Here is an 18,917-nt window from a genome sequence, read left to right as displayed (position 1 = left end):
GGGGCGACGGCCAGACTGAAACTTCTTACCAACAGTTTCAAGCCTCTTGCTGTAAGTGTTTCGGCGGCGATACGGTCGCGCGGGGTCGGACCCGAGAGAGCCGCAATGCAAGGAGTCCACGTCAGTGATACCGAGATGGCGTGCGCCCGCAAGGCGCCGAACCGCCCGTGCCGGACGGGTCGCCGCGGTCACGGCCACCGCGCTGGCCGCAACGCTCGTCCAGCCGCTCGCCGCCGGGGCCGCCACCCCGCCGGCACCCCCGTCCGATGCCGAGCTGGCCGCCGAGCCCGCCCGGCACGACGCCACCCGTGAGCAGTTCTACTTCGTCCTGCCGGACCGCTTCGCCAACGGCGACCCGCGAAACGACAAGGGCGGCCTGACCGGTTCCCGCCTCGCCACCGGTTACGACCCCACCGACAAGGGCTTCTACCAGGGCGGCGACCTCAAGGGCCTGACCAAGAGACTCGACTACATCAAGGGCCTCGGCACCACCGCCCTCTGGATGGCCCCGATCTTCAAGAACCGGCCCGTGCAGGGCACCGGGGCGAACGCCTCGGCCGGCTACCACGGGTACTGGATCACCGACTTCACCCAGGTCGACCCGCACTTCGGCACCAACAAGGACCTGGAAACCCTCATCGACAAGGCCCATGCCAAGGGCATGAAGGTCTTCTTCGACGTCATCACCAACCACACCGCGGACGTCGTCGACTACGAGGAGAAGTCCTACGACTACCTCTCCAAGGGCGCCTTCCCGTACCTGACGAAGGACGGCAAGCCCTTCGACGACGCGGACTACGCGGACGGGAGGCGGGACTTCCCGGAGGTCGACGGCGACTCCTTCCCGCGGACGCCGAAGGTCACCAGGAACGACAAGGTCCCGTCGTGGCTCAACGACCCGACGATGTACCACAACCGGGGCGACTCCACCTTCGCCGGTGAGAGCTCCGAACACGGCGACTTCTCCGGCCTGGACGACCTGTGGACCGAACGGCCCGAGGTCGTGCGGGGCATGGAGAAGATCTACCAGCGCTGGGTACTGGACTTCGACGTGGACGGCTTCCGGATCGACACCGTGAAGCACGTCAACATGGAGTTCTGGACGCAGTGGGCCACCGCGCTGGACGCCTACGCCGCCCAGCGCGGCCGGGACGACTTCTTCATGTTCGGTGAGGTGTACTCGGCCGACACGAACGTCACCTCCCCGTACGTGACCCAGGGCCGCCTCGACGCCACGCTCGACTTCCCCTTCCAGGAGGCCGCCCGGCAGTACGCCTCGCAGGGCGCGAGCGCCGCCAAGCTCGCGGGTGTCTTCGGCGACGACTACAAGTACACGACCGGCAAGGCCAACGCGTACGAGCAGGTCACCTTCCTCGGCAACCACGACATGGGCCGCATCGGGTCGTTCCTGAAGCAGGACGACCCCAAGGCCACCGACGCCGAGCTCCTCGCCAAGGACAAGCTCGCCAACGAGCTGATGTTCCTCAGCCGCGGCAACCCGGTCGTCTACTACGGCGACGAGCAGGGCTTCACCGGCCCGGGCGGCGACAAGGACGCCCGCCACAGCATGTTCGCCTCGCGCACCGCCGACTACCTCGACGACGACCGCATCGGCACCGACCGCACCCACGCCGAGGACGCCTACGACACCAAGGCCCCGCTCTACCGGCAGATCAGCGCCCTCGCCGCACTGCGCAAGGCCAACCCGGCCCTCACCGACGGCGTCCAGCAGCAGCGGTACGCGGCCGACGGCCCGGGTGTCTACGCCTTCTCCCGCACCGACGGCAAGACCGGCACCGAGTACGTCGTCGCCTTCAACAACGCGGGCGAGGCCAGGACCGCGACCTTCCCGACCGGCTCGGCCGGCATGACCTTCAAGGGCATCCACGGCACCGCCGCCGCCCCGAAGAGCGACCGCGACAAGAAGCTCACCGTCACCGTCCCGGCCGGCTCGGCGGTCGTCCTCAAGGCGTCCGGCAGGCTCGCCAAGCCCGCCACCGCGCCCACGATCACCCTGAAGGCCCCGGCCGCGGGTGCGACGGGAACCGTCGAGCTCACCGCCGACACGGACGGCGGGCAGCTCAACCGGGTCGTCTTCGCCGCGCAGACCGGCAACGGCAGGTGGCAGACCCTCGGCTCCGCCGACCACGCCCCGTACAAGGTCACCCACCCCATCGACAAGAACGTTGCGCCCGGCACCGCCCTGCGCTACAAGGCCGTCGTGATCGACTCGGCCGGCCGCACCGCGAGCGCTCTCGCCGCCTCCACCACCGGCACCCCGCCCGCCGAGGAGCCGCCCACCGCCTCCTCCCGCGACCACGCGATCGTCCACTACAAGCGCGCCGACGGCGACTACACCGACTGGGGCCTGTACGCCTGGGGCGACCTCGCCGAGGGCGAGGCCACCGAATGGCCGAAGAGCCACCCCTTCACCGGCCGCGACGCCTACGGTGCCTTCGCCTGGGTCAAGCTCAAGCCCGGCGCCTCCAACGTGGGCTTCCTCGTCATCGACAAGGACGGGAACAAGGACGTCTCCACCGACCGCACGATCGACGTCACCAAGACCGGCGAGGTCTGGATCGAGCAGGGCAAGGACACCGTCACCACCGAGCGCCCCGCCTATCCGGCGCCCGACAGGACCAAGGCCGTCCTGCACTACCACCGGGCCGACGGCACCTACGACGGCTGGGGCCTGCACGTCTGGACCGGCGCCGCGAACCCCACCGACTGGTCGAGCCCCCTCAAGCCGGTGAAGACTGACTCCTATGGCGCTGTCTACGAGGTGCCGCTCACCGAGGGTGCCACCAGCCTCAGCTACATCATCCACAAGGGCGACGAGAAGGACCTGCCCACCGACCAGTCCCTCGACCTCAAGGCGAACGGCCACGAGGTGTGGCTGGTGAACGGCCAGGAGAAGTACCTGCTCCCGCAGCCCGCGGGCAGTGCCGCCGCCGTCGACCTGACCACCTCCAAGGCCGTCTGGATCGACCGCGACACCCTCGCCTGGAACGGCTCCGACGCCGCCGCCTCCACCCAGCTGCTGTACTCCCGCGACGGTGCGATCGCCGCGAAGGACGGCGCCCTGACCGGTGACGCGAAGTGGCTGCGCCTGTCGAAGGGCGAGCTGTCCGACGCCCAGAAGGCGAAGTTCCCCCATCTGAAGGAGTACGACGCCTGGACCGTCGACCCACGCGACCGCGACCGGGTCCGCGAGGCCCTGCGCGGCCAGGTCGTCGCCACCCAGCACGCGGCGAACCGAGCGGTGCTCGCCGCCACCGGCGTGCAGATCGCCGGAGTCCTCGACGACCTGTACCCCGGCGCCACCAAGGCCGACCTGGGCCCGACGTTCTCCACGGGCCGCCCCACCCTGTCGGTGTGGGCGCCGACCGCACAGCAGGTGTCCCTGGAGCTCGGCGACTCCACCGTGCCGATGAAGCGCGACGCCGCCACCGGCATCTGGTCCGCCACCGGCCCGAAATCCTGGAAAGGCAAGCCCTACCGGTACGTCGTGAAGGTCTGGGCGCCCAGCGTCCGCAAGGTCGTCACCAACAAGGTCACCGACCCCTACTCCCTCGCCCTCACCGCCGACTCCGAGCGCAGCCTCGTCGTCGACCTGGACGACAAGGCCCTCAAGCCCTCCGGCTGGTCGGCGTACACCAAGCCCCGGGCCGTACCGCTGAAGGACGCGCAGATCCAGGAGCTGCACATCCGGGACTTCTCCGTGGAGGACCGGACGGCGAAGCACCCCGGCACCTACCTGGCCTTCACCGACAAGGCCGCCGACGGCAGCAAGCACCTGCGTGAGCTGGCGACGGCGGGCACCTCCTACGTCCATCTGCTGCCCGCCTTCGACATCGCCACCATCCCGGAGAAGAAGGCCGACCAGGCGAAGCCCGGCTGTGACCTGGCCTCCTTCCCGGCCGACTCCGACAAGCAGCAGGAGTGCGTCGGCAAGACCGCCGCGAAGGACGCCTACAACTGGGGCTACGACCCGTACCACTACACGGTCCCCGAGGGCTCCTACGCCACCGACCCGGACGGCACCGCCCGCACGGTCGAGTTCCGGAAGATGGTCAAGGCCCTCAACGACGACGGACTGCGGGTCGTCATGGACGTCGTCTACAACCACACCGCCGCGAGCGGCCAGGAGAGGACGAGCGTCCTCGACCGGATCGTCCCCGGCTACTACCAGCGGCTCCTCGCCGACGGCTCGGTCGCCAACAGCACCTGCTGCGCCAACACCGCCACCGAGAACGCCATGATGGGCAAGCTCGTCGTCGACTCGATCGTCACCTGGGCGAAGGAGTACAAGGTCGACGGCTTCCGCTTCGACCTCATGGGCCACCACCCGAAGGCCAACATCCTCGCGGTCCGCAAGGCCCTCGACGCGCTGACCCTCGAGGAGGACGGCGTCGACGGCAAGAAGATCATCCTCTACGGCGAGGGCTGGAACTTCGGCGAGATCGCCGACGACGCCCGGTTCGTCCAGGCCACGCAGAAGAACATGGCCGGCACCGGCATCGCCACCTTCTCCGACCGGGCCCGTGACGCGGTCCGCGGCGGCGGCCCCTTCGACGAGGACCCCGGCGTCCAGGGCTTCGCCTCCGGCCTGTACACCGACCCCAACTCCTCGAAGAACAACGGCACCGAGGCCGAGCAGAAGGCCCGCCTGCTGCACTACCAGGACCTCATCAAGGTCGGGCTCTCCGGCAACCTCGCCGGCTACCGGTTCACCGACACCGCGGGCAAGGAGGTCAAGGGCTCCGAGGTCGACTACAACGGCGCCCCCGCCGGCTACGCCGACGCCCCCGGTGACGCCCTCGCCTACGCCGACGCCCACGACAACGAGTCCCTGTTCGACGCGCTCGCCTTCAAGCTGCCCGCTTCGACGAGCCCGGCCGACCGGGCCCGGATGCAGGTCCTGGCCATGGCGACGGCCACCCTCTCGCAGGGCCCGGCCCTCTCCCAGGCGGGCACCGACCTGCTGCGCTCCAAGTCCCTGGACCGCAACTCCTACGACAGCGGCGACTGGTTCAACGCCGTCCACTGGAGGTGCGAGGACGGCAACGGCTTCGGCCGCGGACTGCCCATGGCGGCCGACAACACCGACAAGTGGCCGTACGCCAAGCCCCTGCTGAGCACGGTCGAGGTGGGCTGCGAGCAGATCGAGGGCACCTCGGCCGCCTACCGCGACCTGTTGCGGATCCGCGGCACCGAGACGGACTTCTCCCTCGGCACGGCCGAGCGGGTGCAGTCCCGGCTCTCCTTCCCGCTGTCCGGGGAGGACGAGACGCCCGGCGTGATCACCATGCGCCTCGGCGACCTCGTCGTCGTCTTCAACGCCACCCCCGAGAAGCAGGAACAGCGCGTCCCGGCACTCGCCGGGGCCGGCTACCGGCTGCACCCGGTGCAGGCGGCGGGGGCGGACTCCACCGTCAAGTCCTCCTCCTACGCGGCCGAATCGGGCACGTTCGCCGTTCCGGGGCGTACGGTCGCCGTCTTCACCCGGTCCGCCGGATAGCACCTACGGTGGGTGGGGCGGGCCGTGACCCACGGTCCGCCCCATCGCCGACTCTGTTCACATCCCGCTGCCGATCCTGCGCGACGGGGGCGGCGCCGGGTACGCCGACGCCCGCGGTCCGCTGCTCGGGCTGGGCCTGGCGCAGCCCCCGGTGACCGAGTGCCGGCCGCACCGCACCGAGCGCCTGCTGCGGTTAGGGTGAGCCCGAGCCGCCTGGAACAGGAGTACTGATGCCGCAGATCACCGTCGACTACTCGGCCGACCTCGCCGGCGCCTTCGACCGGCCCGGTTTCGCGAAGGCGCTGCACGAGGCGACGGTCGAGATCGCGGCCGCCAAGCCGCCCGCGTGCAAGACCCGGTTCCGCCCGACCGAGGACATCGTGATCGGCCCCGAGACCGAGGGGCACGCCCATGTCCATATCCACATCGCCCTGCTCGCCGGGCGCACCGACGAGGTCAAGGCCCGGCTCACCCAGACCGCGCTGGAGCTGCTGCGGGCCCATCTGAAGCCGGCCGGGGGGCTCGCGCTGCACGCCTCCGCCGAGGTCCGCGACCTGGACCCGTCGTACGCGAAGTCGGAGAGCTGAGCCGGATCAGCTCGCCAGGGCGATGAGCCGGCCGGCCAGGTGCGCGAACGGGCCGTCGGCCGGCTCGTCCTTGACGATGCCGCGCAGCAGCGTGGCCATCTCCTCGTCGTAGGCCGCACTGACCGCGGCGAGGGCGGCGAAGTCGTTGACGAGCTGGGGCTCCAGCTCCTCGCGCGGGATGCGCCGGCCGTCCAGCCAGATCAGCGCCGTCGACTCGGCGAGGGAGATCCAGGAACGGACGACCAGCTCGAGACGCGCGGGCGGATCGGTCACGCCCAGGTGCGAAAGGATCTGGACATACGCTGCCTGCCGTACGGAGTCGACGAGCGCGTTGGTCGTGGAGGAGCCGACGGCCGGACCGCCGCGCATGAGGGCGGAGAAGCCGGGCCCGTGCTCGTCCACGAAGTCGAAGTAGCGGCGCATCACGCGCAGCAGCCGCGCCCCCAGCGGACCCTCGTGCGGCTCCACGAAACGCGCCGCGAGGTCGTCCGAGGCACGCTGCAACGCGGCCTCGTACAGGCTGAGTTTGCCGGGAAAGTAGTGGTAGACCAACGGGCGTGAAATGCCCGCGGCCGACGCTATCTCGTCGATGGAGACCTCGTCGGGCGAGCGGCGGCTGAACAGTTCGAGGGCGACGCCGATCAACTGCTGCCGCCGCTCCTCGACTCCCATTCTGCGGCGAACCCCGGTAGTCATACGAACACCTTACCGATCGATTCCGGCCTCGAACGGCCCGGATCGATCGCCGGCTTCCGCCGGCCCCACCGGGCGGGCCCGAAAACCGCCGCCGTCAGCGCAGCCCGCCGAGCGAACGACCGTCCTTCAGGGTCCCCTTGAGCTGAGCCTGCGCCCCCTGCTCGGCCGGCACGGTCAGCAGACTGCCGCGCGCCGCCCCGTTCACTCCGCCCGTCGCCCGGATCGACGCGGTCTCCCGGCTCCCCGCGGCCAGCAGGTACCAGTCACCGGCCTTCGCCTTCCACAGCACCCCGGCCAGCACATGCGGGTCCCGCGGCCCGCACGCCGGGACGTTCTCGGCCTGCGCCGCCGCCGCTCCGTACGCCCCGCCCGGCGTGTGGAACTGCGCCAGCACCCGCGCCCCACCGCCCCGCCAGGTCTCGGCCCGGGTGCACACCCACGCCGCCGAACCGCTCGCGTCGGGCAGCGGCTGCTCGTTGAACGCCCAGGCGTTGACGCTGCGCACCCCCGCCGAGCGCACCGTGCCCAGCGAGCAGGCGAACGGCTGCCAGGTGCGCAGCGCCGCGGCCCCCGACACCTCGCGCGGGGATCCCGGCCGTCCGGTGGTGAGCCGGGCCGGGACCAGTTCGCCGAGGTCGGTCAGCAGCCGGGTCCTGGTGCCGTCGGTCACCTGCAGCACGTTCCACGAGGAGCAGGGGCCGGAGCGCAGCGCCGGGCTGGCCAGCGGTGCGGTCACGCCGTCGGTGAGCGCGAGGTCCATCGCGCCGGAGCCCGGCTTCATCAGGTCCCGCTCGCCGGCCTTCCGCACCCAAGGGGCCGTCAGATAGCGGACGTTGCCGTCGGACCGGCCCAGGACGACCGCGCCCGCCTCGGCCCGGCCGGCCCCGTCGACCCGGGCGAAGTCGAGGGCGGCGCCCTGGGTGCCGTCCTTCGGCTCGGCGTACCGGGCGATGCGCAGACCGTCGTAGAGGATCACCACGCGCGCCGCGTCGACCGTCCCCGCGTACAGCAGCTGGGGCGGTCCGGCCGGGCCACCGGACAGGGTGCCGGGGGTCACCGACACCTGGACCGTCTCGCCGGGGCGGGCCCACACGGCCAGGGCGCGGCGCAGCAGGGCCTTGTCGCCGGTCAGGTCGCCACGGGCCGGCCACACGGAGAAGTCGGTGCGCGCCGAGCTGCGCCAGGCGGACGAGGGCATCCGGGTCAGCTTCGAGGGGTCCAGGGCGGCCTGCGCGGCCGGGTTGCGCGCGTACGGGGGTGCCGCGGCGCCCTCGGGTCCCCAGCCCTCACCGGGCAGGCCGAGCAGCGCCCCGCACGCCAGCAGCGCGGCACCGGCGGCCAGGGCGGCCTTCAGGTGCTGGCGGCGGCGCATCAGGTCGGTGGGGCGGGCCTGGAGCGAGCAGGGGTCGAACTCGGGAGAGTCGAGCAGCCCGTACTGGGCGGGGATCCCGTCGGCCTCCAGGACGGCGCCCTCCGGGTCGGCGACGCCCGCCGCCGCGAGGACCTCGCGCGCCCCGTCGTCCGTGAGCCGCTCCAGGCCGCGCAGCGCGTAGACGGCCCGGGCCGGACCCGACAGGGTGGACAGCCGCTGGTCCAGGGAGAGTTCGTCGGCGCCGCCGGAGCGCGGGAACAGTTTCAGGCCCCACACGTGCGGCAGCAACGGCGGCAGCTGGGCCCTCTTGGGCCACGCCCTCGCCTTCAGCGGCAGCCCCGCCTCCAGCGCCGTGCGCAGCACCTGCAGACGGATCAGCGCGTACCCCGGGTCGCCGTCCCGGCCGGTGGACTGGGCCGGGATCACCGGGGCCGGGGTGCGGGTGCGGGGGAGGGCCCGCTGGGTGAGAGCGTGCGCGGTCAGGACGCGGCGGCTGCGGCCCAGCCCCGGTGGCAGCACCAGATAGGCCAGCCGGACGAGCCGCGGGTAGTGCTCGACGAGCGCGGCCTCGGCCTGCTCGACGTCGACGACCGGGCCGGCCGGGGAGGCGGGTGCGGGGCGCTGGGCGACATCCTGTGACTGCACGTTCAGCAGAACGAGCGAATCGTTGGATGGTCACCTGGCCCGGAGCGTCACGCCCCCGGGTGCACCCGGGGTTCCACCAGCAAACGGGCGTAGTTCGCCATGGACCGCTGGTAGCGCGGCAGATGCGGAGCCAGGGCGCCCAGGGCCAGCGCCAGGGCCTCCCGGTCGCGGCCGAGGCTCGACAGACACAGGGCGAGACAGGCGCGTACGGCGTCGTCCAGCTCGTCGGACGGCGCGAGAAGTTCGGGCGTCAGCAGCGCGACGCCCTCCTCGGCCCGGCCGGTGTTCCGCAGGGAGCTGGCCAGCTGGATCTTCGTCCGGCGGGCCTTGTAGGGGCTGGCGTCGGCGAGGCCCCTGTCCAGCGCCTCCCGGTACAGGGGGACCGCCTTGTCGGAGTGGCCCGTGGAGTCCCACGCGCAGGCCCGCTCGAACGGGCCGTGCGGACTGCCCTCGGGCAGCTCGGCGACCAGGGCGTCGACGTCGGCGCGGAAGCGGGCCTCGTCCTCCTCCGTCTCGGCGTAGTCGTCGAAACGGTCCCACAGGGCGGCCACACGATCTTCCCAGTCCTGATCCACCGGACCACCCTCGCACAGCAGTGCACACCGGGGCAGCGGGATTTTGAGCACGGTGGGCTCCGCAGCCGTATCGAAGGCGAGAGCCTCTTGCCGGGGCTCCGTGCGGCATGCGTCCGGACCGTGCCGTGACCAGGACCGTGCCGACAAGGACCGGAGGAACAGATGAGGGTGACCCGACCGATGCTCGCGCTGAGCGGCGCGGTGGCGATACTGGCGCTGACCGGCTGCGGCGGATCCGGCGACAAGGACGAGGCGGCCGTTCCGAAGGAGGTGAGCGGCAGCCTGGAGCACATCGCGGCCGAGGCCGACTGCAAGCCGAACATGCAGACCGACGCGGACACCATCCGCCAGGCCCTGTGCAAGAAGGGCAAGGAGAAGTACGTCCTCGCCACCTTCGCCACCGACCGCGGCCAGCGCGAGTGGCTGAACAGCGCCAAGGACTACGGCGGCTACTACCTCGTCGGCCGCAAGTGGGTCGCCGTCGGCCAGCAGAAGACGGTCACGGCGCTGCAGAGCACCCTCGGCGGGACCATGGAGGAGGGCTCCGAGCACATGAACCCCGGCGGCAGTCACAACAAGAACGGTCACGACGGCGGAGCCGGCCACCACGGCTGAAACGCACGGGCCGCGGCAGCGGAAGGCCGGCGGTGGGAATTCCCACCGCCGGCCTTTTGCCGTTACCGGATCAGGACTACTGGCAGTCCTGGCCGTTGTTGATGCACTCGACCATCTCGTTCATCACGTTGTCGTCGAAGAAGTTGATGAAGTCGTTGTGGTCGGTGATCGGCTTGTGCAGCTGCTCCGGGAAGGAGTCCACCGCGAAGGCGTTCTGCACCTGCCCGTTGTTGATCTGCGGCGCCTGGACGTCGTAGACCAGTCGGACCTGGAGCTGGGGGATGGCCTGGAAGCCGTTCGAGCAGCTGCCGTCCGCCTCCACGAAGTCCACGTGGGTGCGGTGGTTGGCGCTGTCGATGTTCTGGCCGTCCCAGCAGCTCTGGAAGTTGGACAGCCGGACCACGCTGCTGCCGTCGGGGCAGATCGGGTACTTGTCCGTCACCTGGCGGTCCTCGAAGCCCGTGCAGGTCCAGGACGTGTTGGCGTTGTTCAGGCCGTTGGTGAGGGACTTGGCGTCACCGGTGATGATGCGCAGGGCCTTCGGCATCGCGACGACGTCGCTGGTGCGGTTGCCGACGAACTTCAGCTGGGCCTCGGCCGGCTCGACGATCTTGCCGACGTTGCCGTCCTGGCCACCGCCGGGCTGACCGGCGTCGATGTCGTCCGAGCCGTCCTGGATCCGGAGGACCGGCCAGAAGTACGAGGACTTGTCGCCCTGGTTCTGGCAGGACGTGTCGGCGTTCGCCAGGTCCTCGTCGCTCGCGAAGGCGTTGTTGCTCTGGTTGCCGACGTAGTCGTGCTGGTGCTGCGCACCATTGGAGACGCCGGGCGCCACGATCACGTTGTCCGAGTTACGGTTCTCGTTCTCGTTGGTGCCGCACTGCGTGGTGAACGTGCCCGTCGAACCGCCGTCGCCGTTCGCGGCGAGGCCGTTCGGCAGGTTGCGGGAGTTCGGCTGAACGTCCTCGATGTTGATGAAGTCGTCCGCCGCCGGGCCGTTGCCGCCCTGCCCGCCGTTGCCGCCCTGCCCGTTGTCCTGGCCGCCGTTGTCCTGGCCCTGGTCCTGACCGCCGTCGTTGTTCTGACCGCCGTCGTTGTTCTGACCGTCGTTGTTCTGGCCGTCATTGTTCTGGCCGTCGTTGTTCTGACCACCGCCGGCCTGGCCGTCGTTGGTGTTGGCGTCGGCGGCCATTCCCTGGCACGAGGCCATCTGCCCGAGGTTGCCCGGGGCCTTGCCGCCGACCCGCCGGATGTTGATGCCGATCCGGTCGATGACCGCGGTCCGCTTCGACTTCAGCGGGCCGAGGATGGCGTTGTCGACGAAGCCCGCGTCACCGGCCTGGGCCTGACGGGTGGAGGCGAGCCGGGCGTAGGCCTCGCTGATCTGCTTGTCGAGGTTGGCCAGCTCCTTGTCCACCCTCTGGCGAGCGCGTCGAGGCACATCGGTCAGCTTCTGTCCGACGTCCGGGCACTGGATCGTGGCGATCTGCCCGCCCGCGGACTTCGTCTGGTTCGCCGAGTTCTCCTCGTGCGCCGAGGCGTAGAAGTTTGCCCAGATCAGCCCGCCCCCACCGAGCGCTAGGGCCGCCGATGCGGCAATGGCCTTGGTGGCCAGCGGCGTACGGCGTTTTCTTGTGTTGCGTCCCATGGAACTCCTCTGACTTCCTTTTTCGGGGGCATCGAGGCGCCCGACAGGAGTGAAGCGGCTCCCTTCCATACGGAGGTGGTCCCACAGGTGTTCAGATGTCTCGGAAATCGATGCGAGATTATTGAGGACCCTGTGTCCTCAACAGCCCCTTTGGCACCGGGAGTTGTTGATCCTCCACGGTGGGTGAAGGGGCTCGTCCGATCGCCGCGGTGGAGCGGCCCTGCGCCATCAGTGGGGTCGTTCAGGCACCGGCGCCGGACGCGAGCAGCTTCGCCTCCACCTCCGGATCGAGGCCGGAGCGCGGCCGGTCCGGGCGCTGGGGCACCACACCCCCGAGGCCCTTCAGCCACCGCCAGGTGTCCGCCACGGTCTCCTCGACGGGCCGGCACACCAGACCGGCCCCGACCGCCCTTGAGACGTCAGCGCTGTGCAGGGCGTCGTGCAGGTCGCTGCCCGGCGGCACCCACACCGGCAGTTCGGTCCACGGCTCGATGCCCGCCTCCAGGATCAGCCCGGGCTCGGTCCAGCGGAGCTCGGCGGTGCCGCCGGTGACGTGCGCGCAGGCGTCCAGCAACGCGCCGATCGTGGCGTGCCCCTGCGGACTGACCAGGTTGTACGGCCCGTTCAGCTCCCGCTCGGCCGCGAGCACGGTCCACTCCGCCAGGTCGCGCACGTCCACGTACTGCAGGGGCAGTTCACGCGGGCCCGGCGCCAGCACCGGGCCACCGCGTGCCGTGCGGCCCAGCCACCAGGGCAGCCTGCCGATGTTCTCGTACGGCCCGAGGATCAGCCCGGACCGTACGAGCACCGACCGGTCCGCGCCGAAGGCGTCCAGCACGGCCAGTTCGCCACCCCGCTTGTCCTGCGGGTACGCGCTCTGCCCGGCGTCGGCCGACGCCCCCTCCACCAGGGGCGCGTCCTCGTCGTACCCGGCGGGCGGGGCCCACGCGTACACCGAGCAGCTCGACACGTACACGTACCGGCCGGCGCGGCCCCGCAGCAGCCGCGCCGTGTCCCGCACCGCGTGAGGCGCAGCCGACCAGGTGTCGACGACGACGTCCCACTCGCCCGGGTCGTCGGCGAGGGCGGCCAGGCCGCCGGGCGCGGTGCGGTCGCCGAGCAACGACCGCACCCCCGGCGGCGCGTCGTGCCGCCCCCGGTGGAAGACGGTCACGTCCCAGCCCCGCCCCAGCGCCGCCTCCACGACGGCCCGTCCCACGAACTCCGTACCACCCAGCATCAGAAGCCTCATGCCGGTGACTCTGCCCGGTCGGGGCAGAGGAGGGAACGGGGATCTGCTGTGAGCAGACGGAATGCAGGCGGGATGCGGACGGGATGCGGACAGGACGCAGGCGGGACGCAGACGGGGCAGGGTGGGGCGGTGTCAGTGTGCCGTCGCCGGCACGTACTGGTAGCCCACGCGGCGCACGGTGCGGATCGTGCCGCGGTGCTCCGCGCCGAGCTTGCGGCGCAGCCGGGCGATGTGGACGTCGACCGTACGGCCGTCGCCCACGTGTCCGTAGCCCCACACCGTGCCCACGAGCTGGTCGCGGGTGTGCACCCGGCCCGGGTGCGCCACCAGGTGCGCCAGCAGTTCGAACTCCAGGTAGGTGAGGTCGAGCGGCTGCCCGGCCACCCGGGCGGTGCGCTGCACGGTGTCGACGCGGATGAGCGGCTCGCCGCCCGGCTCGGCGCCGAGGTCCGGGCCGGCGGACTGCGGCAGGTCGGGCACCGCGACCGGGAACGGCGGCTGCTGGTCGGCCGGGACGAGCACCAGGTAGCCGACCATCGGCGGCTGCCCCGGCAGCGTGGGCAGGGTGTGCTGCGGAGCCCGCAGCCAGGTGGCGCCCGGCGGCAGCAGGTCCGCGACGGTCACCACCTCGTCCCGGTCGACGGCACGCAACCGGTGCCGGGGGCCGTGGGGCGCGGGGGCGGTGAGGGGGGTGGCGGTGGACAGGGAACGAGTGGTCGCCATGAGAGGTCAGCTCTTTTCGCGCGAGGAGTTCGTCGGGAGGTCGACGGCCGCGATTCGTGGTCGGGCTCGCCGAGGGACGTACGCGGTTCGCGCTGGCCGAAGGCCGGGGTGTACGGCTTTAGAGGGCCTGCGCGTTCATCGCGCGGCAACACACCCGGTCGAAGTCGTGGTCCTGGCGGGACGGCCAGAAGGGCTCGAGGTCATGACGACCCGTCGCGGTGTGCTCCTGGTGGCTGGCCATGTGCATATTGAAGCAGAGCCGGTCCTCCACCGGGAGTCTCCTCTCACTGCTTGGACACGTGCCCTGAAGGGGTGCGGGGAACTGCGCGACAGGCCACGACGTCGCGGCAGACGAACTGAGGCGCCCACCGCGAGCGGTGAGCGCCTCCTTCGGAACGTGCGGGACAGGTCAGACCTGGCCGGCCTTCTCCAGCGCCGAGCAGCAGGTGTCGACGAGCAGGCGGGTCACCACGTACGGGTCGACGTTGGCGTTCGGGCGGCGGTCCTCGATGTAGCCCTTGCCGTCCTTCTCGACCTGCCAGGGGATGCGGACCGAGGCGCCGCGGTTGGAGACGCCGTAGGAGTACTCGTTCCACGGGGCGGTCTCGTGCAGACCGGTCAGGCGGTCGTCGATGCCGGCGCCGTAGTTCTTGACGTGGTCGAGCGGCTTGGAGCCCTCGCCGAGCGACTCGCAGGCGGTGATGATCGCGTCGTAGCCCTCGCGCATCGCCTTGGTGGAGAAGTTGGTGTGCGCACCGGCGCCGTTCCAGTCGCCCTTGACCGGCTTGGGGTCGAGGGTGGCGGCGACGCCGAAGTCCTCGGCGGTGCGGTAGAGCAGCCAGCGGGCCACCCACAGGTGGTCGGAGACCTCCAGCGGGGAGACCGGGCCGACCTGGAACTCCCACTGGCCGGGCATGACCTCGGCGTTGATGCCGGAGATGGCGAGGCCCGCCTTCAGACAGTTGTCCAGGTGCGCCTCGACGACGTCACGGCCGAAGATCTCGTCCGCGCCGACACCGCAGTAGTAGCCGCCCTGCGGGGCCGGGAAGCCGCCCTTGGGGAAGCCGAGCGGGTAGCCGTCCTGGAAGAACGTGTACTCCTGCTCGATGCCGAAGATCGGCTCCTGCGCCGCGAACTTCTCCTCCACCTCGGCCAGCGCCGCGCGGGTGTTGCTGGCGTGCGGGGTGAGGTCGATGTCCAGGACCTCGCACAGCACCAGGATGTCGTCGCCGCCGCGGATCGGGTCCGGGCAGGTGAAGACCGGCTTGAGGACACAGTCCGAGGAGTGCCCCTCGGCCTGGTTGGTGGAAGACCCGTCGAAGCCCCAGATCGGCAGCGCGTCGAGACCGGCGGGCGAGCCCGAGATGATCTTGGTCTTGGAGCGCAGTTTGGCCGTCGGCTCGGTGCCGTCGATCCAGATGTACTCAGCCTTGAAGGTCACGGGCCACATCCTTCGGGGGTGTGTCTGGGCGCGTATCGCGGGTGCTGCGGCGCTGCGGCGGTGCGCCGCCTCTGCTGCCCGGCAGCCTGGCAACAGGCGATTTCCCGGCCATTGCCCGCATGTGAACCCCGTGTTACCTGGCAGCACTGTGCCGTAGTTCACGCCCGGTGAGGCGTTGTGGCCGCGGGGCGGCGCCGGTCACCGGCTCCCCTCCGTCAAAGCCGGTGACCGGCGCCGCACGGCCCGGACGCGCCGGTCCTGCCGCCCCTGGCCGGGGGCGGCAGGACCGGTGACACGTACGAGGGGCGGCCGAGGGGGTGGCCGCCGCCTCATTCGATCAGTCGGTCGTGACGCCTCACCCCACCTTCTCGATCAGGGCCCGGCGGATCAGGAACTTGCCGGGCTCACGGACCTGTTCGAAGGCCGCGTTGTTGAGCAGCGCACAGCTGCCGGAGACCGAAGTGACCTCCACCGTCGTGGACTTGTTGTTGTCCAGGTTGGTGACCTTCAGCTTCGTGCCGGCCGGGAACTGGTTGCTGGACGCGGCAGGCGCACCGCCCTCGCCGGAGAGGGTGACCGTGGAGCCGTTGCACACCTGCTGCCCGGAGGCAGCGGCACCGCCGCCGTCTCCCGCGGGGGCGGACGCGGCGGGCTGCGACGGCTGGGCCGACGCCGCGGGCGGCTGCGCCGGCTGGGCGGGCTGCGAGGGCTGCGCGGTCTGGGAGTCCTGAGCCGACTCCCCGACGGCGCACCCCGACGCCTCCTGCTTCCGCTTGATCTCCGCGACGACCGCTTCGCGGTTGGCGATCCGCGCCTCGGACTGCGCGTCCGGGTTGGCCTTCTGGTCCGCGATGAACTTCTGGTTGTTGCCCAGGGCGGTGGCGAGGCCCAGGCAGACCGTCGATTCCGACGCCGACTTGGGGGCCGGCGGCGCTGCGTTCGACGTGCTCGCCATGACGAAGGCCCCGCCTCCCGCCACCGTCGCCGCGCTGACCAGCAGCGCGATCTTCTTCTTCGTGCCGAGAGTTCTCCTGCGCGACATCCGCGCCTCCTGAAGAGGTAGGGGAGCGTACGCCGCTATGTACGAGATACCGAACGAGGTTACTCAGCGGTTACAGGAGTCATTCAAGTGACCTGCGCCACATGGGAATACGTGGCTGGTCAGCGCGACAGGGCGTCCCGCACGGCCTCGTCGGTGCGGCCGACCACCGCCGTGCCGTCGTCGGCGGTGATGATCGGGCGCTGGATCAGCTTCGGGTGCCCGGCGAGCGCGGTGATCCAGCGCTCGCGCGAACCGGCGTCCCGCGGCCACTCCTGGAGCCCGAGCTCCTTGGCCTCGGCCTCCTGGGTGCGGGTGATGTCCCAGGGCTCGAGACCGAGGCGCTCGAGCACGCCGCGGATCTCGTCCTCGCTCGGCACGTCCTCCAGGTAGCGGCGGACGGTGTAGTCGGCGCCCTCGGCGTCGAGCAGCGTCAGGGCGCTGCGGCACTTCGAACACGCCGGGTTGATCCAGATCTCCATGTGCACACGGTACGCGCCGACCCTCCTGTTCGATTTCCTGACGCCCCACGGGCACCTCGCCGACCTGCCGTGACACCACCCCAAATCCCTTGCTCACCTGGGCATTTGCCGGTCCCTGCGGACTCCCCGTTGTCAGTGCCGGGCGGTAAACTGTAAGCAGTGTTCGAGGGTGGTGCCGGGGATGACGACGTCTTCGGTGAGCCGCCCGACCGCGACAGGAGGATGCCTGTGCCCGCTGCCGCCCTGAAGTCGAAGCCGTTGCCCACCCAGTCCACCGCGAAGCGTCCCGTCCTGCTCGACCTGCCCTGTGTACCCGTTCACAAGCGGCCGCTGCCGCCGGGCCGGCCGCGCCAGTGGTACGTGACGCACAACCGCCGCCTCAAGGCGATGCGCCTCGCCATCGCCCTGCTCGACTCGGGCGTCTACATGCCGAACCAGGCCCGCGACGAGACCATCCGCGACACGGCCGAAATGATCGGCGTGCACCCGCCGTCGGACACGACGTGCCACATGGTGCGGGCGTTCATGCGGTACGCGCGCTGACCCTTCTCCGCCCCGAGCGCCGGGCCCCCGAGCCGCGGGGTGCCCGGCGCTCGCTCCTGCCGCCCGGCCGTGCGCCGATGAGGACGCAGGACCCGGTCGGCCGCTGAAGCAGCCAGACGCCACTGCCCATCAGCCCGCAGGACGCCTCAGCCGTACCGCTCCAGCAGCCCCGTCACATACGCCTCCAGCCGCCCGCCCAGCACCTCCGGCGTGAGATCGGTCCGGCCCAGTTCCCGCCACGGCCCCGCCAGCTTCGCCGCGTCGGGGACGTAGGCAAGGGCGTCGAGCAGCCGCCAGTACAGATGCTCCGGGCCGTCGGCCAGGCGCCGCCCGCCGAGGGCCTCGTAGCGCTCCCGGAAACCGAGGCCGAACTCCGGGCCGTGCAGCAGCGCGAGTGCCGTCGAGCAGTGGGCGACATCCAGGTCGGCGGGCCCCCACGAGGTCTCCACCCAGTCGACGACGCCGCTGATCCGCAGCTCGGCCCCCGCACCCGTGAACAGGACGTTCCCGGGGTGGAAGTCCCGGTGCAGGAAGCAGCCGTCGAAGGGCGGGGGATCGCGGCGGATGACGTCCACCGCCCGCTCCCACCCCGGCGGAACCGCCGCCGGCGACGTCCACGCCTGGTACGTCCGCGGACGCTCCCGGGGCACGACCCGGTGGATCCGGGCCAGCTGGGCCGCCAGCAGGTCCACCCGCGCGTCGAGTTCCTCCTCGTCGACCCGGACGCTCCCCGGCAGCACGGACATCAGCAGGGACGGATGGTCGCAGTGCTCCCCGGTCGCGTCCACGCCGATCAGCTCGGCGGCCGGCACGCCCTCCTGCTCCGCCAGCAGTGTCAGCATCTCCGCCTCGCGGGCCAGCAGCCCGGGCGCGTGCCGCCGGAAGAAGGGCTTCACGAACGTCCGCAGCGCCAGCTCGGTGCCGTCGTCGAGGGTGAGCCGCCGCATCTGGGCGCTCCAGCCCCCGGTCAGAAAGGACGACGCGGCGACCGTGCGGCCCTCCGGGAGCCGCTTGGCCACCCACGCGCGGGTCCCCGACCAGCCCTGCTCGCCGAGCCCGGTCAGTACAGCGGTGACGAACTCCCGCCGGTCGCCGAGGTGATCACGGAACCACAGGCCCAAACGGTGCCCTGCGCCCGGGAGTTCCCAGTGGGTGAACTGCGCCCGCCGGGCCAGCGCCTCGGAGAGGGCCTCCGTCACGGCGGGCGGGATGACCTCGTCCGTGTCCGGCACCGCGAGCACCGCCCGGCCCTCGAACGCCCGCAGGACGTCGAGCGCGGGCGCCGCACGCCAGCTCCCGGGCCTGCGGATGATCTCGCTGAACCGCCCGTCGCCCGAGCCGAACGGCACGTCCCACGCCTCGCCCGCGTACACCGCCGGCGCACACAGCCCCAGGGCCGCCACCCGGTCCCCGTAGTGCCGTACGAGATCCGCCACCGTCTGGCCGCTCATGCTGAACCCGACCAGCACCAGCGGCCCGTCCACGCGCGCGCGTGCGTCGATGACGGAGACGGCCTGCTCGAAGCGGCGGCGCAGGCTCAGCTCCCGCAGCAGGCCGGTGCTCTCCCCGTGCCCCGAGAAGTCGAAGGCGAGGGCGTGACAGCCGTGGGCCGCGAACTCCGCCAGCAGCGGCACCAGCCGCTCCTTGCTGCCGTTGCCCGCGCCGTGCAGCAGCACGACCGTCGCCCGGGCCGGCCCGGCCCCGCCGGCGGACAGCCCGCTGAGTTGCTCGCCGTCGATGACGTGGGTGAAGGGGATCAGCTCACTCATACGGCCATT

15 protein-coding genes are annotated in these 18,917 nt (G+C 71.3%); 4 read left to right on the top strand and 11 right to left on the bottom strand.

Annotated elements, in window-relative coordinates; translation table 11 throughout:
- Positions 1-124 precede the first annotated feature (124 nt).
- Together pulA and IGS69_RS09165 are read left to right on the top strand one after the other, a co-directional pair.
- Entirely contained in the window at positions 125-5,521 is a 5,397-nt protein-coding gene (gene pulA / locus IGS69_RS09170; RefSeq protein ID WP_190898224.1) for a pullulanase-type alpha-1,6-glucosidase, read from the top strand.
- A gap of 230 nt (positions 5,522-5,751) precedes the next feature.
- On the top strand, positions 5,752-6,108 hold the full coding sequence (locus IGS69_RS09165; RefSeq protein WP_190898223.1) for a 5-carboxymethyl-2-hydroxymuconate Delta-isomerase: 357 nt from the start codon (positions 5,752-5,754) through the stop codon (positions 6,106-6,108).
- Between the two features lie 6 nt (positions 6,109-6,114).
- On the opposite strand, the gene IGS69_RS09160 is transcribed toward IGS69_RS09165, so the two are convergent.
- The 3 genes from IGS69_RS09160 to IGS69_RS09150 form a co-directional block, all read right to left on the bottom strand.
- Entirely contained in the window at positions 6,115-6,804 is a 690-nt protein-coding gene (locus IGS69_RS09160; RefSeq protein ID WP_190898221.1) for a TetR/AcrR family transcriptional regulator, read from the bottom strand.
- Between the two features lie 94 nt (positions 6,805-6,898).
- Positions 6,899-8,821: a hypothetical protein gene (locus IGS69_RS09155; RefSeq protein WP_190898220.1), complete on the bottom strand. Its 1,923-nt coding sequence runs from the start codon at positions 8,819-8,821 to the stop codon at positions 6,899-6,901.
- Between the two features lie 47 nt (positions 8,822-8,868).
- On the bottom strand, positions 8,869-9,396 hold the full coding sequence (locus IGS69_RS09150) for a tetratricopeptide repeat protein (protein WP_190898219.1): 528 nt from the start codon (positions 9,394-9,396) through the stop codon (positions 8,869-8,871).
- A 162-nt stretch (positions 9,397-9,558) separates the two neighbouring features.
- On the opposite strand from IGS69_RS09150, the gene IGS69_RS09145 reads away from it, so the two are divergent.
- Positions 9,559-10,011 (top strand): hypothetical protein, encoded by a 453-nt coding sequence (locus IGS69_RS09145; protein WP_190898217.1) that lies wholly within the window; start codon positions 9,559-9,561, stop codon positions 10,009-10,011.
- Positions 10,012-10,087: 76 nt separating this feature from the next.
- On the opposite strand, the gene IGS69_RS09140 is transcribed toward IGS69_RS09145, so the two are convergent.
- The 7 genes from IGS69_RS09140 to IGS69_RS09115 form a co-directional block, all read right to left on the bottom strand.
- Positions 10,088-11,659, bottom strand: coding sequence for a DUF1996 domain-containing protein (locus tag IGS69_RS09140; protein ID WP_190898216.1), 1,572 nt, complete (start codon positions 11,657-11,659; stop codon positions 10,088-10,090).
- A 241-nt stretch (positions 11,660-11,900) separates the two neighbouring features.
- Complete coding sequence (locus IGS69_RS09135) at positions 11,901-12,911, bottom strand: SDR family oxidoreductase (protein WP_190898215.1); 1,011 nt, start codon at positions 12,909-12,911, stop codon at positions 11,901-11,903.
- 132 nt (positions 12,912-13,043) lie between these two features.
- On the bottom strand, positions 13,044-13,634 hold the full coding sequence (locus IGS69_RS09130; RefSeq protein ID WP_190898214.1) for a winged helix-turn-helix domain-containing protein: 591 nt from the start codon (positions 13,632-13,634) through the stop codon (positions 13,044-13,046).
- 118 nt (positions 13,635-13,752) lie between these two features.
- Positions 13,753-13,875 (bottom strand): hypothetical protein, encoded by a 123-nt coding sequence (locus tag IGS69_RS34960; protein WP_269783209.1) that lies wholly within the window; start codon positions 13,873-13,875, stop codon positions 13,753-13,755.
- A gap of 168 nt (positions 13,876-14,043) precedes the next feature.
- Entirely contained in the window at positions 14,044-15,075 is a 1,032-nt protein-coding gene (gene glnII, locus IGS69_RS09125) for a glutamine synthetase (protein WP_190898213.1), read from the bottom strand.
- 355 nt (positions 15,076-15,430) lie between these two features.
- Positions 15,431-16,117: an RlpA-like double-psi beta-barrel domain-containing protein gene (locus IGS69_RS09120; RefSeq protein ID WP_190898212.1), complete on the bottom strand. Its 687-nt coding sequence runs from the start codon at positions 16,115-16,117 to the stop codon at positions 15,431-15,433.
- A 119-nt stretch (positions 16,118-16,236) separates the two neighbouring features.
- The gene (locus IGS69_RS09115; RefSeq protein ID WP_190898211.1) at positions 16,237-16,596 is read right to left on the bottom strand and encodes an arsenate reductase family protein; all 360 of its coding nucleotides are present in this window, start codon (positions 16,594-16,596) and stop codon (positions 16,237-16,239) included.
- Positions 16,597-16,824: 228 nt separating this feature from the next.
- On the opposite strand from IGS69_RS09115, the gene IGS69_RS09110 reads away from it, so the two are divergent.
- Complete coding sequence (locus IGS69_RS09110) at positions 16,825-17,139, top strand: hypothetical protein (RefSeq protein WP_190898210.1); 315 nt, start codon at positions 16,825-16,827, stop codon at positions 17,137-17,139.
- Positions 17,140-17,285: 146 nt separating this feature from the next.
- Here IGS69_RS09110 and IGS69_RS09105 read toward each other — a convergent pair whose 3' ends face one another.
- Complete coding sequence (locus tag IGS69_RS09105; protein WP_190898209.1) at positions 17,286-18,908, bottom strand: alpha/beta fold hydrolase; 1,623 nt, start codon at positions 18,906-18,908, stop codon at positions 17,286-17,288.
- Positions 18,909-18,917 lie beyond the last annotated feature (9 nt).

The organism is Streptomyces tuirus, from assembly GCF_014701095.1.
GTDB lineage: Bacteria > Actinomycetota > Actinomycetes > Streptomycetales > Streptomycetaceae > Streptomyces > Streptomyces tuirus.
This window is presented reverse-complemented; position numbering and strand designations above follow the sequence as displayed.

Excerpts from the sequence above, each read along its gene's own strand:
- IGS69_RS09165 (WP_190898223.1), top strand. The coding sequence starts at position 5,752 with ATGCCGCAGATCACCGTCGACTACTCGGCCGACCTCGCCGGCGCCTTC.
- IGS69_RS09160 (WP_190898221.1), bottom strand. The coding sequence starts at position 6,804 with ATGACTACCGGGGTTCGCCGCAGAATGGGAGTCGAGGAGCGGCGGCAG.
- IGS69_RS09145 (WP_190898217.1), top strand. The coding sequence starts at position 9,559 with ATGAGGGTGACCCGACCGATGCTCGCGCTGAGCGGCGCGGTGGCGATA.
- IGS69_RS09140 (WP_190898216.1), bottom strand. The coding sequence starts at position 11,659 with ATGGGACGCAACACAAGAAAACGCCGTACGCCGCTGGCCACCAAGGCC.
- IGS69_RS09135 (WP_190898215.1), bottom strand. The coding sequence starts at position 12,911 with ATGAGGCTTCTGATGCTGGGTGGTACGGAGTTCGTGGGACGGGCCGTC.
- IGS69_RS09130 (WP_190898214.1), bottom strand. The coding sequence starts at position 13,634 with ATGGCGACCACTCGTTCCCTGTCCACCGCCACCCCCCTCACCGCCCCC.
- IGS69_RS34960 (WP_269783209.1), bottom strand. The coding sequence starts at position 13,875 with ATGGCCAGCCACCAGGAGCACACCGCGACGGGTCGTCATGACCTCGAG.
- IGS69_RS09120 (WP_190898212.1), bottom strand. The coding sequence starts at position 16,117 with ATGTCGCGCAGGAGAACTCTCGGCACGAAGAAGAAGATCGCGCTGCTG.
- IGS69_RS09115 (WP_190898211.1), bottom strand. The coding sequence starts at position 16,596 with ATGGAGATCTGGATCAACCCGGCGTGTTCGAAGTGCCGCAGCGCCCTG.
- IGS69_RS09105 (WP_190898209.1), bottom strand. The coding sequence starts at position 18,908 with ATGAGTGAGCTGATCCCCTTCACCCACGTCATCGACGGCGAGCAACTC.